This is a genomic window from Sagittula sp., from assembly GCF_052825245.1.
The window spans coordinates 172,731-189,978 of sequence record NZ_JBRBWD010000065.1 but is presented as its reverse complement, the minus strand read 5'-3'; the positions used below and the strand labels follow the sequence as shown (position 1 = coordinate 189,978).

21 protein-coding genes and 1 pseudogene are annotated in these 17,248 nt (G+C 66.5%); 15 read left to right on the top strand and 7 right to left on the bottom strand.

Annotation, left to right across the window (positions count from 1 at the left end):
- Positions 1 to 19 precede the first annotated feature (19 nt).
- From ACU0DV_RS26115 to ACU0DV_RS26060, 12 genes and pseudogenes are all read left to right on the top strand, one after another.
- Positions 20 to 613 (top strand): head-tail connector protein, encoded by a 594-nt coding sequence (locus ACU0DV_RS26115; protein ID WP_446242855.1) that lies wholly within the window; start codon positions 20 to 22, stop codon positions 611 to 613.
- Positions 610 to 975: a head-tail adaptor protein gene (locus ACU0DV_RS26110; protein WP_446242856.1), complete on the top strand. Its 366-nt coding sequence runs from the start codon at positions 610 to 612 to the stop codon at positions 973 to 975. The genes ACU0DV_RS26115 and ACU0DV_RS26110 overlap by 4 nt, the downstream gene beginning before the upstream one ends.
- The gene (locus tag ACU0DV_RS26105) at positions 972 to 1,379 is read left to right on the top strand and encodes a DUF3168 domain-containing protein (RefSeq protein WP_446242857.1); all 408 of its coding nucleotides are present in this window, start codon (positions 972 to 974) and stop codon (positions 1,377 to 1,379) included. Before ACU0DV_RS26110 ends, ACU0DV_RS26105 begins: the two co-directional genes overlap by 4 nt.
- Positions 1,380 to 1,404: 25 nt before the next feature.
- A complete protein-coding gene (locus tag ACU0DV_RS26100; protein ID WP_100927049.1) occupies positions 1,405 to 1,827 on the top strand; it encodes a phage major tail protein, TP901-1 family in 423 nt (140 codons plus the stop codon).
- On the top strand, positions 1,827 to 2,159 hold the full coding sequence (locus ACU0DV_RS26095) for a gene transfer agent family protein (protein ID WP_446242858.1): 333 nt from the start codon (positions 1,827 to 1,829) through the stop codon (positions 2,157 to 2,159). Before ACU0DV_RS26100 ends, ACU0DV_RS26095 begins: the two co-directional genes overlap by 1 nt.
- Entirely contained in the window at positions 2,146 to 2,340 is a 195-nt protein-coding gene (locus tag ACU0DV_RS26090; protein WP_100927047.1) for a rcc01693 family protein, read from the top strand. The genes ACU0DV_RS26095 and ACU0DV_RS26090 overlap by 14 nt, the downstream gene beginning before the upstream one ends.
- Positions 2,337 to 3,000, top strand: a pseudogene (locus ACU0DV_RS26085) (phage tail tape measure protein). Before ACU0DV_RS26090 ends, ACU0DV_RS26085 begins: the two are co-directional and overlap by 4 nt.
- A gap of 12 nt (positions 3,001 to 3,012) precedes the next feature.
- On the top strand, positions 3,013 to 3,645 hold the full coding sequence (locus ACU0DV_RS26080) for a phage distal tail protein, Rcc01695 family (protein ID WP_446242859.1): 633 nt from the start codon (positions 3,013 to 3,015) through the stop codon (positions 3,643 to 3,645).
- The gene (locus tag ACU0DV_RS26075; protein WP_446242860.1) at positions 3,645 to 4,529 is read left to right on the top strand and encodes a DUF2163 domain-containing protein; all 885 of its coding nucleotides are present in this window, start codon (positions 3,645 to 3,647) and stop codon (positions 4,527 to 4,529) included. Before ACU0DV_RS26080 ends, ACU0DV_RS26075 begins: the two co-directional genes overlap by 1 nt.
- Positions 4,526 to 4,969, top strand: coding sequence for an NlpC/P60 family protein (locus ACU0DV_RS26070; RefSeq protein WP_446242861.1), 444 nt, complete (start codon positions 4,526 to 4,528; stop codon positions 4,967 to 4,969). The genes ACU0DV_RS26075 and ACU0DV_RS26070 overlap by 4 nt, the downstream gene beginning before the upstream one ends.
- 3 nt (positions 4,970 to 4,972) lie before the next feature.
- Entirely contained in the window at positions 4,973 to 8,938 is a 3,966-nt protein-coding gene (locus ACU0DV_RS26065) for a baseplate multidomain protein megatron (RefSeq protein WP_446242862.1), read from the top strand.
- A complete protein-coding gene (locus ACU0DV_RS26060; RefSeq protein WP_446242863.1) occupies positions 8,935 to 9,309 on the top strand; it encodes a DUF7742 family protein in 375 nt (124 codons plus the stop codon). Before ACU0DV_RS26065 ends, ACU0DV_RS26060 begins: the two co-directional genes overlap by 4 nt.
- Here ACU0DV_RS26060 and ACU0DV_RS26055 read toward each other — a convergent pair.
- Positions 9,219 to 9,557: a TraR/DksA family transcriptional regulator gene (locus ACU0DV_RS26055; RefSeq protein WP_446242864.1), complete on the bottom strand. Its 339-nt coding sequence runs from the start codon at positions 9,555 to 9,557 to the stop codon at positions 9,219 to 9,221. The two genes, ACU0DV_RS26060 and ACU0DV_RS26055, sit on opposite strands and share 91 nt — an antisense overlap.
- Positions 9,558 to 9,641: 84 nt before the next feature.
- On the opposite strand from ACU0DV_RS26055, the gene cysE reads away from it, so the two are divergent.
- Entirely contained in the window at positions 9,642 to 10,460 is an 819-nt protein-coding gene (cysE, locus tag ACU0DV_RS26050) for a serine O-acetyltransferase (RefSeq protein WP_100927041.1), read from the top strand.
- A 78-nt stretch (positions 10,461 to 10,538) separates the two neighbouring features.
- On the opposite strand, the gene ACU0DV_RS26045 is transcribed toward cysE, so the two are convergent.
- The 5 genes from ACU0DV_RS26045 to pdhA are packed head-to-tail and all read right to left on the bottom strand — an operon-like array spanning position 10,539 to position 15,090.
- Positions 10,539 to 11,840 carry a pyruvate dehydrogenase complex dihydrolipoamide acetyltransferase gene (locus ACU0DV_RS26045; protein WP_446242865.1) on the bottom strand — a complete coding sequence of 434 codons (1,302 nt, stop codon included), beginning with the start codon at positions 11,838 to 11,840 and terminating at the stop codon, positions 10,539 to 10,541.
- A 3-nt stretch (positions 11,841 to 11,843) separates the two neighbouring features.
- Positions 11,844 to 12,086 carry a hypothetical protein gene (locus ACU0DV_RS26040; protein ID WP_100927039.1) on the bottom strand — a complete coding sequence of 81 codons (243 nt, stop codon included), beginning with the start codon at positions 12,084 to 12,086 and terminating at the stop codon, positions 11,844 to 11,846.
- A 10-nt stretch (positions 12,087 to 12,096) separates the two neighbouring features.
- Positions 12,097 to 13,473, bottom strand: coding sequence for a pyruvate dehydrogenase complex E1 component subunit beta (locus ACU0DV_RS26035; protein WP_446242866.1), 1,377 nt, complete (start codon positions 13,471 to 13,473; stop codon positions 12,097 to 12,099).
- Positions 13,474 to 13,480: 7 nt separating this feature from the next.
- Positions 13,481 to 14,071: a hypothetical protein gene (locus tag ACU0DV_RS26030; protein WP_446242867.1), complete on the bottom strand. Its 591-nt coding sequence runs from the start codon at positions 14,069 to 14,071 to the stop codon at positions 13,481 to 13,483.
- Entirely contained in the window at positions 14,068 to 15,090 is a 1,023-nt protein-coding gene (pdhA, locus tag ACU0DV_RS26025; protein ID WP_446242868.1) for a pyruvate dehydrogenase (acetyl-transferring) E1 component subunit alpha, read from the bottom strand. The genes ACU0DV_RS26030 and pdhA overlap by 4 nt, the downstream gene beginning before the upstream one ends.
- A 233-nt stretch (positions 15,091 to 15,323) precedes the next feature.
- Here pdhA and ACU0DV_RS26020 point away from each other — a divergent pair, with 233 nt between their 5' ends.
- A complete protein-coding gene (locus tag ACU0DV_RS26020) occupies positions 15,324 to 15,716 on the top strand; it encodes a DUF6924 domain-containing protein (protein WP_446242869.1) in 393 nt (130 codons plus the stop codon).
- Positions 15,717 to 15,727: 11 nt separating this feature from the next.
- On the opposite strand, the gene ACU0DV_RS26015 is transcribed toward ACU0DV_RS26020, so the two are convergent.
- Positions 15,728 to 16,030 carry an FtsB family cell division protein gene (locus ACU0DV_RS26015; protein WP_100927034.1) on the bottom strand — a complete coding sequence of 101 codons (303 nt, stop codon included), beginning with the start codon at positions 16,028 to 16,030 and terminating at the stop codon, positions 15,728 to 15,730.
- A gap of 179 nt (positions 16,031 to 16,209) precedes the next feature.
- On the opposite strand from ACU0DV_RS26015, the gene ACU0DV_RS26010 reads away from it, so the two are divergent.
- Positions 16,210 to 17,247 (top strand): alpha/beta hydrolase, encoded by a 1,038-nt coding sequence (locus tag ACU0DV_RS26010; protein ID WP_446242870.1) that lies wholly within the window; start codon positions 16,210 to 16,212, stop codon positions 17,245 to 17,247.
- The last annotated feature ends 1 nt before the right edge of the window (position 17,248 follow it).

The window sequence follows — 17,248 nt, the reverse complement described above, 5'->3', positions numbered from 1 at the left end:
AGCATATCGGAGAACAGACATGATGTTGGTGGAAGAAACACAAGTGGCGGAGGCAGCCCTTCCGGTGGCCGGGCTGAAAGAGCATCTGCGGCTGGGCAGCGGCTTTGCGGAGACCGACTTGCAGGACGGCGTGCTTGTCGCGTTCCTGAGGGCGGCCATGGCCGCGATCGAGGCGCGGACGTCCAAGGCGCTGGTGCAGCGCGGGTTCGTCCTGACACTGGACGACTGGCAGGAGCGCGGCGTGCAGGCGCTGCCAATAGCACCCGTTCAGAGCATCACCGATGTGACGATCATAGATGGTTACGGCGTGTCCCAGACGCTGGATGCGTCCGCCTACCGCCTGCAGCGCGACACATTCACGCCGAAGCTGCGTGCGGTAGCGGCAAGCTTTCCGTCCGTGGCGGACGGCGGTGCCGTCGAGATCCGGTTTCAGGCGGGATACGGGCCCGGGTTTGCCGACGTTCCGGACGATCTGAAACAGGCCGTCATGCTGCTGGCGTCGCATTACTACGAATACCGTGACGAAACGGCGCTGAGCCAGGGGTGCATGCCGTTCGGCGTGACCAGCCTTATCGCCCGCTACCGTCCGATCCGCTTGGGGCTGGGGGCATGAGCGCGCTGGGCGGCGGCGGCCCGAAGAGCGTCGCCACGCTGAACCGGCGGCTCGTGCTCGAGGCGCCGCAGGATGTTCCGGATGGCGCGGGCGGTTACACCCGTCTCTGGTCGGTGGTTGGCACGCATTGGGCGCGGGTCGAACCGCACAGCGGCCGGCAGACCAATGGCGAAGCCGGTGCGATCTCTTCCGCGGGGTTCACCGTAACGGTCCGTGGGGCCCCGGTTGGTCATTCGAGCCGTCCGGTCGCAGGACAACGCTTCCGCATGGCCTCGCGGGTTTTCGCAATCGAAGCGGTCACTGAGGTGGAGCCGCGGGCGATGTACCTCGACTGCCGCTGCTCCGAGGAGGTTTCGGCATGACCTATGCGCTCGCTGGGGCATTGCAGGCGGCGGTCTACGCGCGGCTGCAGTCCTACGCCCCGCTGACCGCCATCGTCGGGGACGCGGTCCATGACAAGATGCCGTCCGGCGCGCTGCCCCCGATCTACGTGGCCCTCGGCCCCGAGCGGGTCGAAGAGGCCGGAGATCAGACCGGCGCGGGCGCGTGGCACCAGTTCGAGGTGTCGGTCGTGACGGAGAACGCGGGTTTCCTTTCCGCGAAAGAGGCCGCAGCCGCGGTGAGCGATGCCTTGCACGACGCGGACCTGACCCTCGGGCGCGGCCGCCTGGTGGGGCTGTGGTTCCACAAGGCCAGGGCTTCGCTGGCGGGCGAAGGCCGTCGGCGCATCGACCTGACCTTCCGTGCGCGGGTCGAAGACAACTGAACCTTTTCATCCAGGAGTGAGACAGGTGGCTGCTCAGAACGGCAAGGATCTATTGATCAAGGTGGACATGACCGGGACCGGCACGTTCCAGACCATGGCGGGGCTGCGCGCCACGCGGGTCAGCTTCAACGCGGAAAGCGTGGACGTGACCACGCTGGAAAGCCAGGGCGGCTGGCGCGAGCTTCTGGCCGGGGCGGGGGTCAAGTCGGCCAACATCAGCGGGTCGGGCGTCTTCAAGGACGACACGACCGACGAACGCGCCCGGCAGATCTTCTTCGACGGAGAGACGCCGGTCTTCCAGATCATCATCCCCGACTTCGGCACCGTCGAGGGCGCCTTCCAGGTGACCGCGATCGAATACGCCGGGTCCCACAATGGGGAAGCGACCTACGAGATGTCGCTGGCCTCGGCGGGGCAGCTGGCCTTCACGGCGCAGCCGGTGGCGTGATGGCCAATCCGTGGCGGGGGGATGTGGCGCTGGTCATCGACGGCGAGCGCCACGTGATGCGGCTGACGCTGGGCGCGCTGGCCGAACTGGAAGCGGGGCTGGAGTCGGGCTCGCTCGTCGAGCTGGTGCAACGGTTCGAGGACGGGAGGTTCAGCACGCGGGACGTGCTGGCGCTGATCGTGGCGGGTCTGCGCGGTGGCGGCTGGACCGGCCGGGCCGCCGACCTGATGTCCGCCGAGATCGAGGGCGGTCCGGTGGGTGCGGCGAAGGCTGCGGCGGAACTGCTGGCGCGGGCCTTCATGCTGCCGGAGACGGCGGATGACGGGGTTTGACTGGCCGGCGCTGATGCGCGCGGGCATGCGCGGCCTCGGTCTGCGCCCTCGGGAATTCTGGGACCTGACGCCGGCAGAGTTGCAGCTTTTGCTGGGGGACGGGTCCGGCACGCGTCCCCTCGGGCGCAAGCGGCTGACGGAACTTATGGCGGCCTTTCCGGACAGGAGTGACGAAAGATGAGCGGTTTCGATCTGGATGACGACCTTGGCGACGCGGCAGAGCGGCTCGAGCGGTCGCTGGGCGGCGCAGCGGGCATAGCTCAGGCCTTCGACGCAGAGATGCGGCGGATCAACACGACCTTCTCGGAGACAGGGCGCAGCGCGACACGGCTGGAATCCACCATGAGCCGGGGCGTCGCGCGCGCCATCGACGGTGTCGTGCTGGACGGGATGAAGCTGTCGGATGCGCTCGACACCGTGGCGCGGTCGATGATCGACGCGGCGTGGAAGGCGGCTGTGAAACCCGTCGCCAACCATGTGGGCGGCTTCCTCGCCTCGGGCGTTTCTGCGCTGTTCGGCGACCTGTCCCCGTTTGCGAAGGGCGGCGGGTTCACGCAGGGGCGCGTCATGCCCTTCGCCACCGGCGGCGTCGTCAGCGGCCCGACCTACTTCCCGATGCGGGGGGGGGACGGGCCTGATGGGCGAGGCGGGGCCGGAGGCGATCATGCCTCTGACCCGCGGGGCCGATGGCAAGCTGGGCGTGCGCGCCGCTAGCGGAGGTGCGCCGGTGACGGTCGTGATGAACATCTCGACCCCGGACGCCCGCTCGTTCGAGCGCAGCCAGAGCCAGATCGCGGCCCGCATGAGCCAGGCGCTGAGCCGTGGCGCGCGCAACAGGTAATCGGAGGGAAAGATGGCTTTTCACGAGGTGAGATTCCCTGCCGACCTGAGCTTCGGCTCGGTCGGCGGGCCGGAGCGGCGCACCGACATCGTGACGCTGACCAGCGGGTTCGAGGAACGCAACACACCTTGGGCGCACTCGCGCCGGCGTTACGATGCTGGGCTCGGGCTGCGGTCGCTGGACGACGTGTCGGCGCTGATCGCTTTCTTCGAGGCACGGCAGGGTCAGCTGTACGGCTTTCGCTGGAAGGACTGGGCCGACTACAAGTCGTGCGCGCCGTCGCGGACCGTTGCGACGGGCGACCAGGTGATCGCGCGCGGCGACGGCGTCACGAAGAGCTTCCAGCTGATCAAGACCTACACCTCGGGAGAGGGCTCTTATGCACGGCCGATCACGAAGCCCGTTGCCGGCACGGTCGTCGCAGCGGTGCAGGACGACCAGATGTTCGAAGGGGTGCATTTCGAAATCGACACGTCTACCGGCATCATCACCTTCACCGAGGCGCCGATGAACGACGTGGAGATCTCGGCCGGGTTCGAGTTCGACGTGCCGGTCCGGTTCGACACGGATCGCATCAACGTCAGCGTGTCCAGCTTCCGCGCCGGTCAGGTGCCGGATGTCCCGGTTGTCGAGGTGCGGATCTGATGGGACAGGAAGAGCTGCACACGCATCTGGCCACCGGCGTGACGACCGTCGCCCGCGCTTGGGCCGTCACGCGGCGCGACGGGGCCGTCTTCGGCTTCACCGATCACGACCGCGAACTGACGTTCGACGGCGTTGTCTTCAAGGCGGAGACAGGTCTGTCGGCGAGGGCGCTCGCGCAGTCGACCGGGCTTTCGGTCGACAACACAGAGGCGATGGGCGCGCTCAGCGACACGTCGATCAGCGAAAAGGACATCGCGGCTGGGCGGTTCGATGGTGCCGAGGTGGTCGCCTGGCTGGTGAACTGGGCGGATGTGGACGCCCGGCGGGTGATGTTCCGCGGACATATCGGCGAGGTGCGCCGCAGCGCCGGGGCCTTCCACGCGGAGTTGCGCGGCCTGACGGAGGCGCTGAACCGCCCGGTGGGCCGGGCCTATCAGAAACCGTGTACGGCGGTTCTGGGCGACAGCGCCTGCGGGTTCGATCCGAATACCGGCGGCTACGTGTTCGAAGGTTTACTCGAACGGGTCGACGAGGCGCGCGTCTTTCGCGCCGGTCCGCTGGGCGGGTTCGACACCGGCTGGTTCCAGCGCGGGCGGCTGACCGTCCTCTCCGGCGACGCGGAGGGGCTGACGGGCGTGATCAAGCGCGACCAGCCGGCGCCCGACGGCACCCGGCTGATCGAGCTCTGGGAGCCGCTGCGCGCGCAGCCCGCGGCAGGCGACAGCGTGAGACTGGTTGCGGGATGCGACAAGCGGTTCGAGACTTGCCGCCTGAAATTCGGCAACACGATCAACTTCCAAGGCTTTCCGGATGTGCCGGAGGACGACTGGATCACCGTGCAGCCAGCGATGGCGAAGGCCCGGAACGGGGGGAGCCGCCGATGAACGCGGTCGTCGAAGCGGCCCGTTCGTGGATCGGTACGCCCTACGTACATCAGGCGTCGGTCAGGGACGCGGGGTGCGACTGTCTCGGGCTTCTGCGCGGGGTCTGGCGCGACCTGATCGGACCGGAGCCGGAGGTTGTGCCCCCCTACACCCGCGACTGGTCGGAGCCGCAGGGCGACGAGCGGCTCTGGCGCGCGGGATTGGCTCATTTGCTGCCCAAGCCGATAGGTCAGGTTGCGCCCGGTGACGTGCTGCTGTTCCGGATGCGCGAGGGCGCGGTGGCCAAGCACATCGGGCTTCAGGCGGCGACCGGGCCGCAAGCCACGTTCGTCCACGCCTACACCGGGCACGGGGTCATCGAGAGTGCGTTCAGCGCACCATGGGCCCGGCGGGTCGTGGCCCGCTTCGCCTTTCCCCAACAGGTATCATCGGAGGGCTGAGTTATGGCGACGATCCTACTTTCCGCCGCAGGGGCGGCGATCGGCGGCTCAATCGGCGGCTCGGTCCTGGGCCTTTCCGCCGTGGCCGTCGGCCGTTTCGCCGGTGCCGCCTTAGGGCGTGCCATCGACTCGCGCCTCATGAACCAGAGGGTCATGGGGCAGGGGTCCGACGTCGTCGAGACAGGCCACGTTGACCGCTTCCGCCTGACCGGCACCGGCGAGGGGCAACCTATCGCGCAGGTCTACGGACGCATGCGTGTCGGCGGCCACGTCATCTGGTCGACGGAGTTCATGGAGCACGTCCATGAAAGCGGCGGTGGTGGCGGGGGCGGCAAAGGCTCTGCACCCAGACAGCCCGCGCAGCCGGTTGTGCGCCAGTACAGCTATTCGGTCAGCCTGGCGCTTGCCCTGTGCGAGGGCGAGATCACCAGCGTCGGCCGGGTGTGGGTGGACGGCGTCGAGATCCCGCTGCACGATCTGAACATGCGTGTCTATCGCGGGACTGCCGACCAGCTGCCGGATCCGAAGATGGAAGCGGTTGAGGGCTGCGGCCTTGTGCCCGCCTATCGTGGCACGGCCTACGTGGTCATCGAGGACCTGGACCTCTCGCAATACGGCAACCGCGTTCCGCAGTTCAGTTTCGAGATCACGCGCCCCGACAGCGGCGCAAAGGACGTTCCGGATCTGGTGCGCGGGGTGGCGATGATCCCGGGCACCGGAGAATACGCACTGGCGACGGAGCCGGTCTACTGGGCCTATCAGGCCTCGACCGACGCCCTGTTCGGCACCGGGCCGGGCGGCGTTGCGGTGGCCAATGTGAACTCTCCCTCCGAGGAGCCGGACTTCAATACCTCCCTGCAGCAACTGACCGACGAGGTTCCGGCCTGCGAGGCGACCTCGCTCATCGTGAGCTGGTTCGGCAACGACCTGCGCTGCGGCCTGTGCGAGATCAAGCCGAAGGTGGAGCAGACGGTGTATGACGGGCGCATGCCCTGGACGGTCAGCGGATTGACCCGTGGCGCCGCGGAGACGGTTCCCGAGGACGAAGGCCGCCCGGTCTACGGCGGCACGCCCACGGACCAGTCGGTGGTGCAGGCGATCCGCCGCATGAACGCCAAGGGGTTGAAGGTAACGTATTATCCCTTCATCCTGATGGAGCAGACCGTCGGCAATACGCTGGAGAACCCGTGGACCGGCGAGGTCGGTCAGCCGGCCCTGCCGTGGCGCGGACGCATCACGCTGAGCACGGCGCCGGGGAGGGCAGGCTCACCCGACACCACGGTCGCCGCGGACGCGGAGGTCGCGGTGTTCTTCGGCACCGCCTCGGCGTCGGATTTCACGGTGGGCGATGGCACGGTGACGTATTCGGGCCCGTCGGAGTGGCGCTACCGCCGGTTCATCCTGCATCAGGCCGCACTTTGTGCTGCGGCGGGCGGCGTCGATGCCTTCTGTATCGGGTCCGAGATGGTGGGTCTGACGCCGATCCGTGGTGTTGCGGGTTTCGCCGCAGTGACGGCGCTGAGGGCATTGGCAGCGGAATGCCGGGCGCTTCTTGGGCCGGACGTGCGGATCGGCTATGCCGCGGACTGGACGGAATACTTCGGCTATCAGCCGTCCGGCGCACCGGGGGATCTGTATTTCCACCTCGATCCGCTCTGGTCCGACCCCGAGATCGACTTCGTCGGTATCGACAACTACATGCCCCTGTCCGACTGGCGCGATGGCGACGACCATGCCGATGCGTCTTGGGGACAGGTACACAACCTCGGCTACCTCACTGCCAATATCGAGGGTGGCGAGGGCTACGACTGGTATTATCCGACGGACGAGGCGCGCGAGGCGCAGCGGCGCGAACCGATCACCGACGACGCCCACGGAGAGCCGTGGGTCTGGCGCTACAAGGACATCCGCAACTGGTGGCAGAACCGTCACCACGAACGCATAGGCGGCGAACGCCAGGAAACGCCCACCGCCTGGGAGCCCGGCATGAAACCGGTCTGGTTCACCGAACTGGGTTGCGCGGCGGTCGACAAGGGCACCAACCAGCCCAACAAGTTCCTCGATCCAAAGTCCTCGGAATCGAGCCTGCCGTATTACTCGAACGCTCTTCGGGACGAGGCGATCCAGCGCGCCTATCTTCAGGCGCTTCTGGGCTATTGGACGGACCCGGCCAACAACCCGGTGTCAGAGGTCTACGATGCGCCCATGCTCGACATGTCGCGTGCCTTCGTCTGGGCCTGGGATGCGCGGCCTTATCCGTGGTTTCCGGGCAATGCCGGACTTTGGTCGGACGGTCCGAACTATCGGGCCGGGCACTGGCTGAACGGCAGGGCATCGGGGCGCTCGCTGGCCTCGGTTGTCACCGAAATCTGTCATCGTGTCGGCCTGACTCAGATCGACACCAGCGGGCTTACTGGCTTTGTCCGGGGCTATGCGGTGCCTCAGATCGGCGATGCACGCAAAGCCCTCCAGCCGCTCATGCTGGCCTACGGATTCGACGCGGTGGAGCGCGACGGCCTGCTTGTTTTCCGGATGCGGTCGGGGCGCAACGCGGTGGAGATCGCTGCCGAAGATCTGGCGGTGAGCGACGACCTCGACGGCGATCTGGTGGAGACCCGCGCTGGTGCGGCAGAGATGTCGGGGCGTGTCCGCCTGGGATTCGTCCTTGCCGATGCGGATCATCAGGCGGCCTCGGAAGAAGCGATCCTGCCAGACGACGAGACGCACGCCATCGCCGAAACGGAGATTCCCCTGGCCCTGACGCGGACCGAAGGGCGGCAGATCGCGGAACGCTGGTTGTCGGAAGCACGCGTCGCCCGCGACACGCTGCGGTTCGCTTTGCCGCCGTCGCACCTGCCGGTCGGTGCCGGGGACATCGTGCGCCTGCCTGCGCAGTCCGGTCCGCTTCTGGCGCGGGTCGACAAGGTCGAGGTCATGGAGCACCAGATCGTCGACGCGGTGCGGATCGAGCCTGACGTCTTCCGGCCCTCTACCTTCACCGAGGACAGCGCCCTCTTGCGCCCCTTCGTGCCTGCCGTGCCGGTGACGCCCTTGTTCATGGACCTGCCCCTGATGACCGGAGAAGAGGTGCCGCACGCGCCGCATCTGGCGGTCACGGCGCAGCCATGGCCCGGCGCGGTTGCGGTTTACGACGCGGCGCAGGATGCGGACTACACGCCGAACGTGCTGGTTGCCGGGCGCGCGGTTGTCGGCATCACCGAAACACCACTGGCGGCGGCGCGGCCCGGGCTGATCGACGCGGGCGGTCCGCTTCAGGTCCGACTGGCGAATGGCGCGTTGCAATCCATCGGGTCCGAGGCCTTCCTGGCCGGCGGCAACCTGATGGCGATCGGCGACGGAACGCCGGGCAACTGGGAGCTGTTCCAGTTCCGCGACGCCACGCTGGTCGGAGAGGGGCGGTGGCTCCTGTCTTATCGCCTGCGGGGACAGGCGGGATCGGACGGGGTGATGCCGGACACCTGGCCCGCCGGGTCGTGGGTGGTCCTGATGAACGGCGCACCGCGACAGATCTCCATGGCGGGGCATCTGCGTCGTGTATCCCGTCACTTCAGGATCGGTCCGGCCCGGCGACCTTATGACGATCCGAGCTACGTGCATCAGGTGCATGCCTTCGATGGCAACGGCCTGCGGCCCTACCGGCCGGCGCACCTCAAGGCTCTGGATGCTGCCGGGGACGTGACCGTGACGTGGGTCCGGCGCACGCGCATCGATGGCGACAGCTGGGACGGCTACGAAGTGCCGCTGGCAGAGGACAGCGAATCCTACGTCGTGCGGGTCATGCAGGGCAGCAGCACACTGCGCGAGGCGCAGGTCTCTGTCCCCAACTGGACCTACAGTGCGCTTGCGCGGACATCGGACGGGATCGGTGGTGCGTACAGTATCGCCGTGGCTCAGATCTCGGCGCGCTACGGGACGGGGCCGTTCGCGACGGTCGACCTGACCGCATGAGACCGCTTCGCCCGGCGGATGTGATGGCAGCGGCGCGGGCCTTGTTGTCCGCGCCGAGCGACGCACGTCCGGAACTGATGCGCCGCATGATGGTTGAGGCAGATCTGGCCGACAGCTACCGTCGCCGCCTTGGCAGGGCGCATGGGGTCTGGGGCAACGGCACGCTCGCCTCCGCGGCTCTGGTCCGTCCGTTGGCGGCCTGGAAAAAGCCGGACGACAGCGATCTGCTCGAATGCCTTGCCCTGGTGACCGACGCCCTGCTGGTGCGTGACCGGATCGGTCATCCTCTGGCGCAGGACATGCAGCGCAGGACAGTCGGCTCCAGTTCCAGCCGGGCAGAGGCGATGTCCTCGCCACAGTCGGCGCAATAGCCGAACTCGCCCTCCTCGATCCTCTGCAAGGCGGCTTGCAATGCACGCCGGTACAGGTCGCGCCGCGCCTGCGTGGCCTTTGCCATCGACTGGTTCAGCAGGGCATCCTGTCGCGACAGTCGCCCCACAGACTGCTGGTCGAGCTCGACGACCCGCTGGCTCCGTTCGCCAAGAGTATCATCCTCGTCGAGTGCCGCCAGCCGATTGCCGATGTCCTGCCGAAATTTCCGAACCTCCCGTTCATCCATGATCGCGATGGTCCCCATCAAGGATTTGCGTTTCGTTCCCCAGACCCTATCTGCTATCTTGCCGTGGTCAAAGGAGGACGCCAGATGGCTGAAACACGCATGAAACTGGCCGAGGTCGACCCGGTCTGGGCGCGCATCGCCCGTGAAGCCGACGAAGCCGTGGCGCAGGAACCCTTGCTTGGCGGCATGGTGCATTATTCCATTCTGCACCATCCGACGATCGAGAGGGCGCTGAGCTACCGCATCTCGTTGAAGCTGGCCAATGGCGAGATGTCGGAACAGATCATCCGTGAAATCTGCGACGAGGCCTATTCGGCGGAGCCGGACCTGGCCCATGCGGCGCGCGCCGACATCACCGCCACCTACGAACGTGACCCGGCCTGCCACCGCTACCTGCAGCCGCTGCTTTTCTTCAAGGGGTTCCAAGCGGTTCAGGCGTATCGCGTGGCGCACTGGCTCTGGACGCAGGGGCGTAAGGATCTTGCCTATTTCTTCCAGATGCGGTCGTCCGAGGTGTTCGGCATCGACATCCATCCCGCGGCCCGCATCGGGCGCGGCATCATGATCGACCATGCGCACTCCATCGTGATCGGTGAAACCGCGGTCGTGGGCGACAACGTCTCCATGCTGCACTCGGTCACGCTGGGCGGCACCGGCAAGGAAGACGCCGACCGCCACCCGAAGATCGGGAACAACGTGCTGATCGGGGCCGGTGCGAAGGTGCTGGGCAACATCACGGTTGGCCACTGCTCGCGGATCGCCGCGGGGTCTGTTGTGCTGAAGGAAGTCCCGCCGTGCACGACGGTTGCGGGCGTGCCTGCGAAGATAGTGGGCGAGGCCGGATGCGATCAGCCGTCCAAGGAGATGGACCAGATCCTGCGCGGCGAAACGCTGGGGATGTGAACCTGTTCAAGTGCGCGAAAGCCCCGGCCGATGCCGGGGCTTTTTCGTTTGTGCCATTGCAGGGCTGGCCCGAAGGGATCAGGCCAGCATGGCCAGAGGGTTCTCGAGGTTGTCCTTGATCGCGGCCAGCAGCTCTGCGCCGAGTGCGCCGTCGATGACACGGTGATCCACGGACAGGGTGACCGACATCACCGTCGCCACGGCCAGAGCGCCATCCGCGTTGACGACCGGCTTCTTCACCCCGGCGCCGACGGCAAGGATCGCGCCGTGCGGCGGGTTGATGACCGCATCGAAGTTCTCGATCCCGAACATGCCGAGGTTGGAAATCGCGAAGCTGCCGCCCTGGTATTCGGAGGGTGCGAGTTTCCGGTCGCGGGCGCGGGTCGCGAGGTCCTTCATCTCTCCTGAGAGGGCCGAGAGTGTCTTCTGATGCGCATCGCGCAGGACCGGGGTAAAGAGGCCGCCCTCGATTGCCACGGCCACCGCCACGTCCGAGGGCGTCAGTTGCAGAATGCGGTCACCGGCCCAGACGGCATTGGCCTTTGGCACCTGCTGAAGCGCCACGGCGCAGGCCTTGATGATGAAGTCGTTGACCGACAGCTTTACGCCGCGCGGTGCGAGCTGTTCGTTCAGCTGCGCACGGAAGGCCATCAGCGCGTCCAGCGTGATGTCCCGGCGCAGGTAGAAATGCGGAATGGTCTGCTTGGCCTCGGTCAGGCGGGCCGCGATGGTCCGGCGCATGCCGTCCAGCGGTACCTCCGTATAGGCCCGGTCCGCATAAAGCGCCGCGACGGAGGACGGATCGACCGGCGCCGTTGCGGCTTTGGCAGGTGCCACAGCAGGCGTGGCGGCAGCGGCCGCCGGTTTCGCCGCCGCGGGGGCAGCCGTTGCACTTTCGACATCGGCCTTCACGATGCGGCCGCGCGGGCCGGAGCCCTTGATCTGCGACAGGTCGAGGCCCTTCTGCTGGGCGATCCGCCGGGCGAGGGGGGAGGCGAAGATCCGTTCCCCGTCAGAGCGTTCCGGCGCGGGCGGCGCGGCTTTGATCTCGGCCTCGGGGGCTGCCTGCGTCTCCTTCGGTTCGGACGGGGGAGGGGCCTTGGGGCCGCCCGTTGCGCCTAGGTCGTCAGCCGTCTCGCCCTCTTCCAGAAGGACCGCGATCACCGTGCCGACCTTCACCTCTGCCGTACCCTCGGCGACGACGATCCGCCCGATCACGCCCTCGTCGACGGCCTCGAACTCCATCGTTGCCTTGTCGGTCTCGATCTCTGCCAGCACGTCACCGGAAGATACCGTGTCGCCCTCCTTAACCAGCCACTTGGCCAGTGTGCCCTCTTCCATCGTGGGCGACAGTGCGGGCATCTGAATTTCCACGGGCATCGCTCAGCTCTCCGTCTCGAGGGTCATCTCGTCGAAGGGCGCCGGCGGCGTGGCTCCGTTGATGAGCGCGGTCATCGCGCCTTCCAGCTCTGTCTTCTGGGCCGCCGCCCATTCCATCGCCCGGTCTTCCGTCACGGTGCCCATCTCGCGTTCGAGCAGCGATTTGGGCGCCAGTGCCGTCACGGGGCCAAGCGACAGGTGCAGGCCGTGCGGGCCGAGCCCGAGGATTTCGATCTCATCCGCCATGGTTGCCCCCTCAGCGATAGGTGACTTGTTTGACGGCCTCGATCACCTCTGCGGTGGTGACCAGGGCCAGCTTTTCGAGGTTCGCGGCATAGGGCATGGGCACGTCCTTGCCGGTCAGGTTGATGACCGGGGCATCAAGCCAGTCGAACGCCTTCTGCATCAGCACCGCCGAGATGTGGTTGCCGATGGAGGCCACCGGGAACCCTTCCTCGATGGTCACGCAGCGGTTGGTCTTTTTGACCGAAGCAATGACGGTTTCGGTGTCCATGGGCCGCAGGGTGCGCAGGTCGATGACCTCGGCGCTGATGCCCTCTGCCGCCAGCTTCTCTGCCGCGTCCATGGCGTAGGTCATGCCGATGCCGAAGCTGACCAGCGTGACATCGGTGCCCTCGCGCCAGATGCGGGCCTTGCCGAACGGCACGGTGAAGTCGTCCATCACCGGCACGTCGAAGGAGCGGCCGTAAAGGATCTCGTTTTCGAGGAAGACCACCGGGTTCGGATCGCGGATGGCGCTTTTCAGCAGGCCCTTCGCGTCCGACGCGGAGTAAGGCATGCACACCTTCAGGCCCGGGATATGCGCGTACCATGCCGCGTAATCCTGGCTGTGCTGCGCGCCGACCCGGGCCGCGGCACCGTTCGGACCGCGGAAAACGATGGGGCAGCCCATCTGGCCGCCGGACATATACAGCGTCTTGGCCGCCGAGTTGATGATCTGGTCGATGGCCTGCATGGCGAAGTTGAAGGTCATGAACTCCACGATCGGGCGCAGGCCGCCGAAGGCCGCACCGACGCCGATCCCGGCAAAGCCATGTTCGGTGATCGGCGTGTCCATCACTCGTTTGGACCCGAACTCGTCCAGCAGGCCCTGGCTGATCTTGTAGGCGCCCTGGTACTCTGCCACTTCCTCCCCCATCAGGAAGACGTCGCCGTCGCGGCGCATCTCCTCGGCCATGGCGTCGCGCAGCGCCTCGCGGACGGTCTGCGACTTCACCTTCGTGCCTTCCGGCCAGTCGGGTTCGGGCTTCTGCCACTCCGGCTCCGGGTGGGATTTGGCAGCGGCGGGCGCGCTTTCGGAGGTCAGCGTCTTGTCGACCGGCGCGGGCTGCTGCGCGGGGCCGGTGGTGACCGCATCCTCCACGCTTTCGCCGTCCTCGACCAGCACCGCGATGGGGGTGTTCACCGCCACGCCCTGCGTGCCCTCGGTCACGAGGATCTTGCCGACGATGCCCTCGTCGACCGCCTCGAACTCCATCGTCGCCTTGTCGGTCTCGATCTCCGCGATCACGTCGCCGCTCGAGACGGTGTCGCCTTCCTTCACCAGCCACTTGGCCAGCGTGCCTTCCTCCATCGTCGGAGATAGCGCGGGCATCAGGATTTCGGTTGCCATGTCCGTGTCACTCCTGCTCTTGCGGCCGACAGGCGTTCATCAGCGCCCCCATCGACATGTTGGCGAACCCGACATCGTTTTCGGCGGTGGGGGTGAGGATCGTCAGGTGTACCTGCTCGGTCGGCATCCGGCCTTCGCAGCGCGTGTCGGTGCAGGTCATCTCGATAGCGTCCCGGTAAGCCTTGCGGGTGTCGTTGTCCGGCCCGTCCAGCGTGATGTCGGCGCTCACGTCCACACCATCCGAGAAAGGCAGGATCAGGCTGGCCACGTCGGGGGCGTAGACCGCCTCCTGGTAACCGTCCATCGACAGGTCCCGCACGTTGAACGTGGTCACCGTGGTGCGCACCGTCTCCGGGTCCAGCTTCTGGGTCAGCGTCATCCGGTAGAGGCAGGTGTCGAGGTGCTCGAACTTCGTGCGGAAGGGCGCATCCTCCTCGCCCTGGTTCAGGTAGCGGAAGAGGTTGACCGCCAGCGGCGCCTCCAGCGGCGGGCCGTCGATCACGATGGTCTCGCCCGTGTCCTTGTTGGTGACCGTGGTCTGCGCGAGTGCCGCAAGGGGCAGGGCAGTCAGCGCGGCAGCGACGACAAACGCCTTCATGCCGCGCCCTCCTGTTTCTGCGGCACGGATTCGGCGTAGATGTCGGTCCAGAGCTCATCGAGCGCGGGTTCCGGGCTCTCGCGGGAGAAATCCGCAGCTTCCGTCACCACGGCCTTGATCTCCTTGTCGATGGCCTTCAGGTCGTCCTCCGTCGCGTGCTTGCCCTGCAGCAGCATCTCGCGGACATGTTCGATGGGATCGCGCTCCTCGCGCATCTTCTGGACTTCCTCGCGCGTCCGGTACTTTGCCGGGTCGGACATGGAGTGCCCGCGATAGCGGTAGGTCTTCACCTCGAGGATGTAAGGCCCCTTGCCGGACCGGCAGTGCTTCACCGCCTTGTCGCCCGCATCCTTGACCGCCGAGACATCCATCCCGTCGACGATCTCTCCGGGAATGCCGAAGGCCTCGCCCCGGGTGTGCAGATCGGGCGTGGACGTCGAACGCGCCTGCGCCGTTCCCATGGCATACTGGTTGTTCTCGATCACGAAGATCACCGGCAGCTTCCAAAGGGCGGCCATGTTGAAGGTCTCGTAGACCTGGCCCTGGTTCGCGGCGCCGTCCCCGAAATAGGTGAAGGTCACGCGGTCGTTGCCCCGATACTTGTCCGAAAACGCAAGACCCGCCCCCAGCGGCACCTGCGCGCCGACGATGCCGTGGCCGCCGTAGAAGTGCTTTTCCCGGCTGAACATGTGCATGGAGCCGCCCTTGCCCCGGGAATAGCCGCCCTCGCGCCCGGTCAGTTCGGCCATGACGCCCTTGGGATCCATGCCGCAGGCCAGCATGTGGCCGTGGTCGCGGTAGGAGGTGATACGCTTGTCACCCTCTTCGGCAGCGGCTTCCAGTCCGACGACCACTGCCTCCTGTCCGATGTAGAGGTGGCAGAAACCGCCGATCAGTCCCATGCCGTAAAGCTGGCCCGCCTTCTCCTCGAAGCGCCGGATCAGCAGCATGTCGCGATACCAGGCCTTCAGGTCGTCGGCCGAGACATTGGGCTTTGCAGCCGCCTTGCGCGTGGCCATCGCGTCTCCTCCCCAAGGATAGTTTAGCGTTAAACAGTCTTGGCAGGAAGCGTAGCGCGGCTTTGCAACCCCGTAAAGCCCGCGCAACAATATTTCGCGCACTATTCGTCGCAGGAAATCTTCATAAGCGCGCAACGGGATGCTGCCGTCGGACGTTGGCGCAGGAATGGACCGGACAGGGCGATCCTGCAGGCACTTTCGACAGCGACCGTTAACGATAGGAACTGTTACCAATGGAAGACGATGACGACGCGCCGAAGCTGATCCGCACCGATTTCAGCGACGAAACCTCGTGGGAGGCCCTGCTGGAGGCCGCGATGGCCGAGGGCGAAATGGGGTACACCGCCAACTTCTCACGCGTGGAGGACGAGCAGCACGACGGCGCCGATACCGACGCCCTGTTCGAAGCCTTCCCGGATGAAGCAGTGCTGTATGTCGCCGACGATCACGCCATGAGCGACCAGAGCTGGCCGATCCTCGTCGTGGACACGGAGACCGGCGCCGAATTCCGGGTGCGCGCCGGGGACGCCTGGGCCGTGGAGAATAACCTCACCCTTGGCAACATGTCCTTCGACGAGGCCATGGACATGCTGGACGAGGACGGAGTGTTCGAGCCGCCGGTCTGAAACCGGGTGGCTCAGTTCACCACGATTTCGTCAGACCGCACCAGGCCCAGCACATCGCGGGCCTGCTGGTCGAGCAGGTCGAGGTCGAGATAGTCGTCGGACAGCCGCTCCGTGAGGTTCTCCATCTGGAGGACCTCCGCCTGCACGGCGGCAAGCTCCTGTTCCAGCTTCTGGCCCTCGACCACGATTTCCGCGCGGCGGAACAGGCCGAAGTCCCCTTGCACGGCGGCAAAGGTGAAATAGGCCGACAGGCTGAGGGTCACCGCGAAGAACACGGGGACGCCAAGGGAAGGGCGTGAACGACGGGGTGTCATGATCTCTTGTCTGCCTCGGAAACATCTCTCGGGGGATGCCTTGCCGGCCAATCTGTCATGCTGGCCGAATCAGTAAAAGCCACGCCTTCGTGAGCCCGCGAATCGGTGGTAAAGCGTTGCATTCCTGCACAGTACGCTGCCTCTCTGGCTTGTGACAGTGGGGTCGCTATTGTGCGCGCATGCAAAGACCGCTGCTCCTCTGCCTGCTGATTCTCTCCCTCGCCGGATGTGCCGCGCGGGGCGTTATCACGCTCCTGCCGGAGCTTGACGGGCAGGGAACCGACCTGCAGCGCGTCTTCATCGCCTCCAACCGGCTGAGCGGTTCCGACGATGCGAGCCAGTTCATCTTCGAACAGGACTTCGGCGATGTGCGCGACCCGAACATGCGCTACGGCTCTATCCTTATTTCGATCCCGCCGGGCCACAGGACAGGCAACATCGAATGGCCGGGCGCCGAGGAGCCCGATCCGCAACGCCATTTCGTCGCCTCGGATCAACGCACCTTCGCCGACGCGCGTGCCTTCCTGAAGGCGCTCGACGCCAGCGACCGCCAGCCGCGCGAGGTGGTGGTATTTGTGCATGGCTACAACGTGAACAACGCGGAGGCGGTCTATCGCCTGGCGCAGATCGCGCAGGACTTCGACGCCAAGGTGCCGGTGATCGCGTTTTCCTGGCCGTCCGCCGGAAACCCGCGCGGCTATGTCTATGACCGTGACAGCGTCATGTTCTCGCGCGACGACCTGGAGACGCTGCTGACCGCGCTTACCGGGCCGGGGGGTCGCAAGGTGCTGCTGGTGGCGCATTCGATGGGCAGCCAGTTGGTGATGGAGACGCTGAGGCAGATGGCGATCTCGGGCAACCGTGGCGCGCTGGCCGATATCTCGGGCGTGGCGCTTATCAGTCCCGATATCGACGAGGACGTCTTTGTCCAGCAGGCGCGGCGCATCACGCCGTTTCCGCAGCCCTTCACCCTGATGGTGTCGGACCGCGACCGGGCCCTGAACCTGTCGGCGTTCCTGACAGGCAAACCCGCGCGTCTGGGATCGATCACCGACCCGGGCCGGCTGGGCAACCTGCCGGTGAAGGTGGTCGATCTGTCCGACATCGAGGGGGGAGACCGGGGCGGTCACACCACGGCCTTTACCGCCCCCGCGGCGATCCGTCTGCTGCGCGATCTGGCGACGGGCGCCTCTGAACTGATCGAAGGCGCCTTCTGAG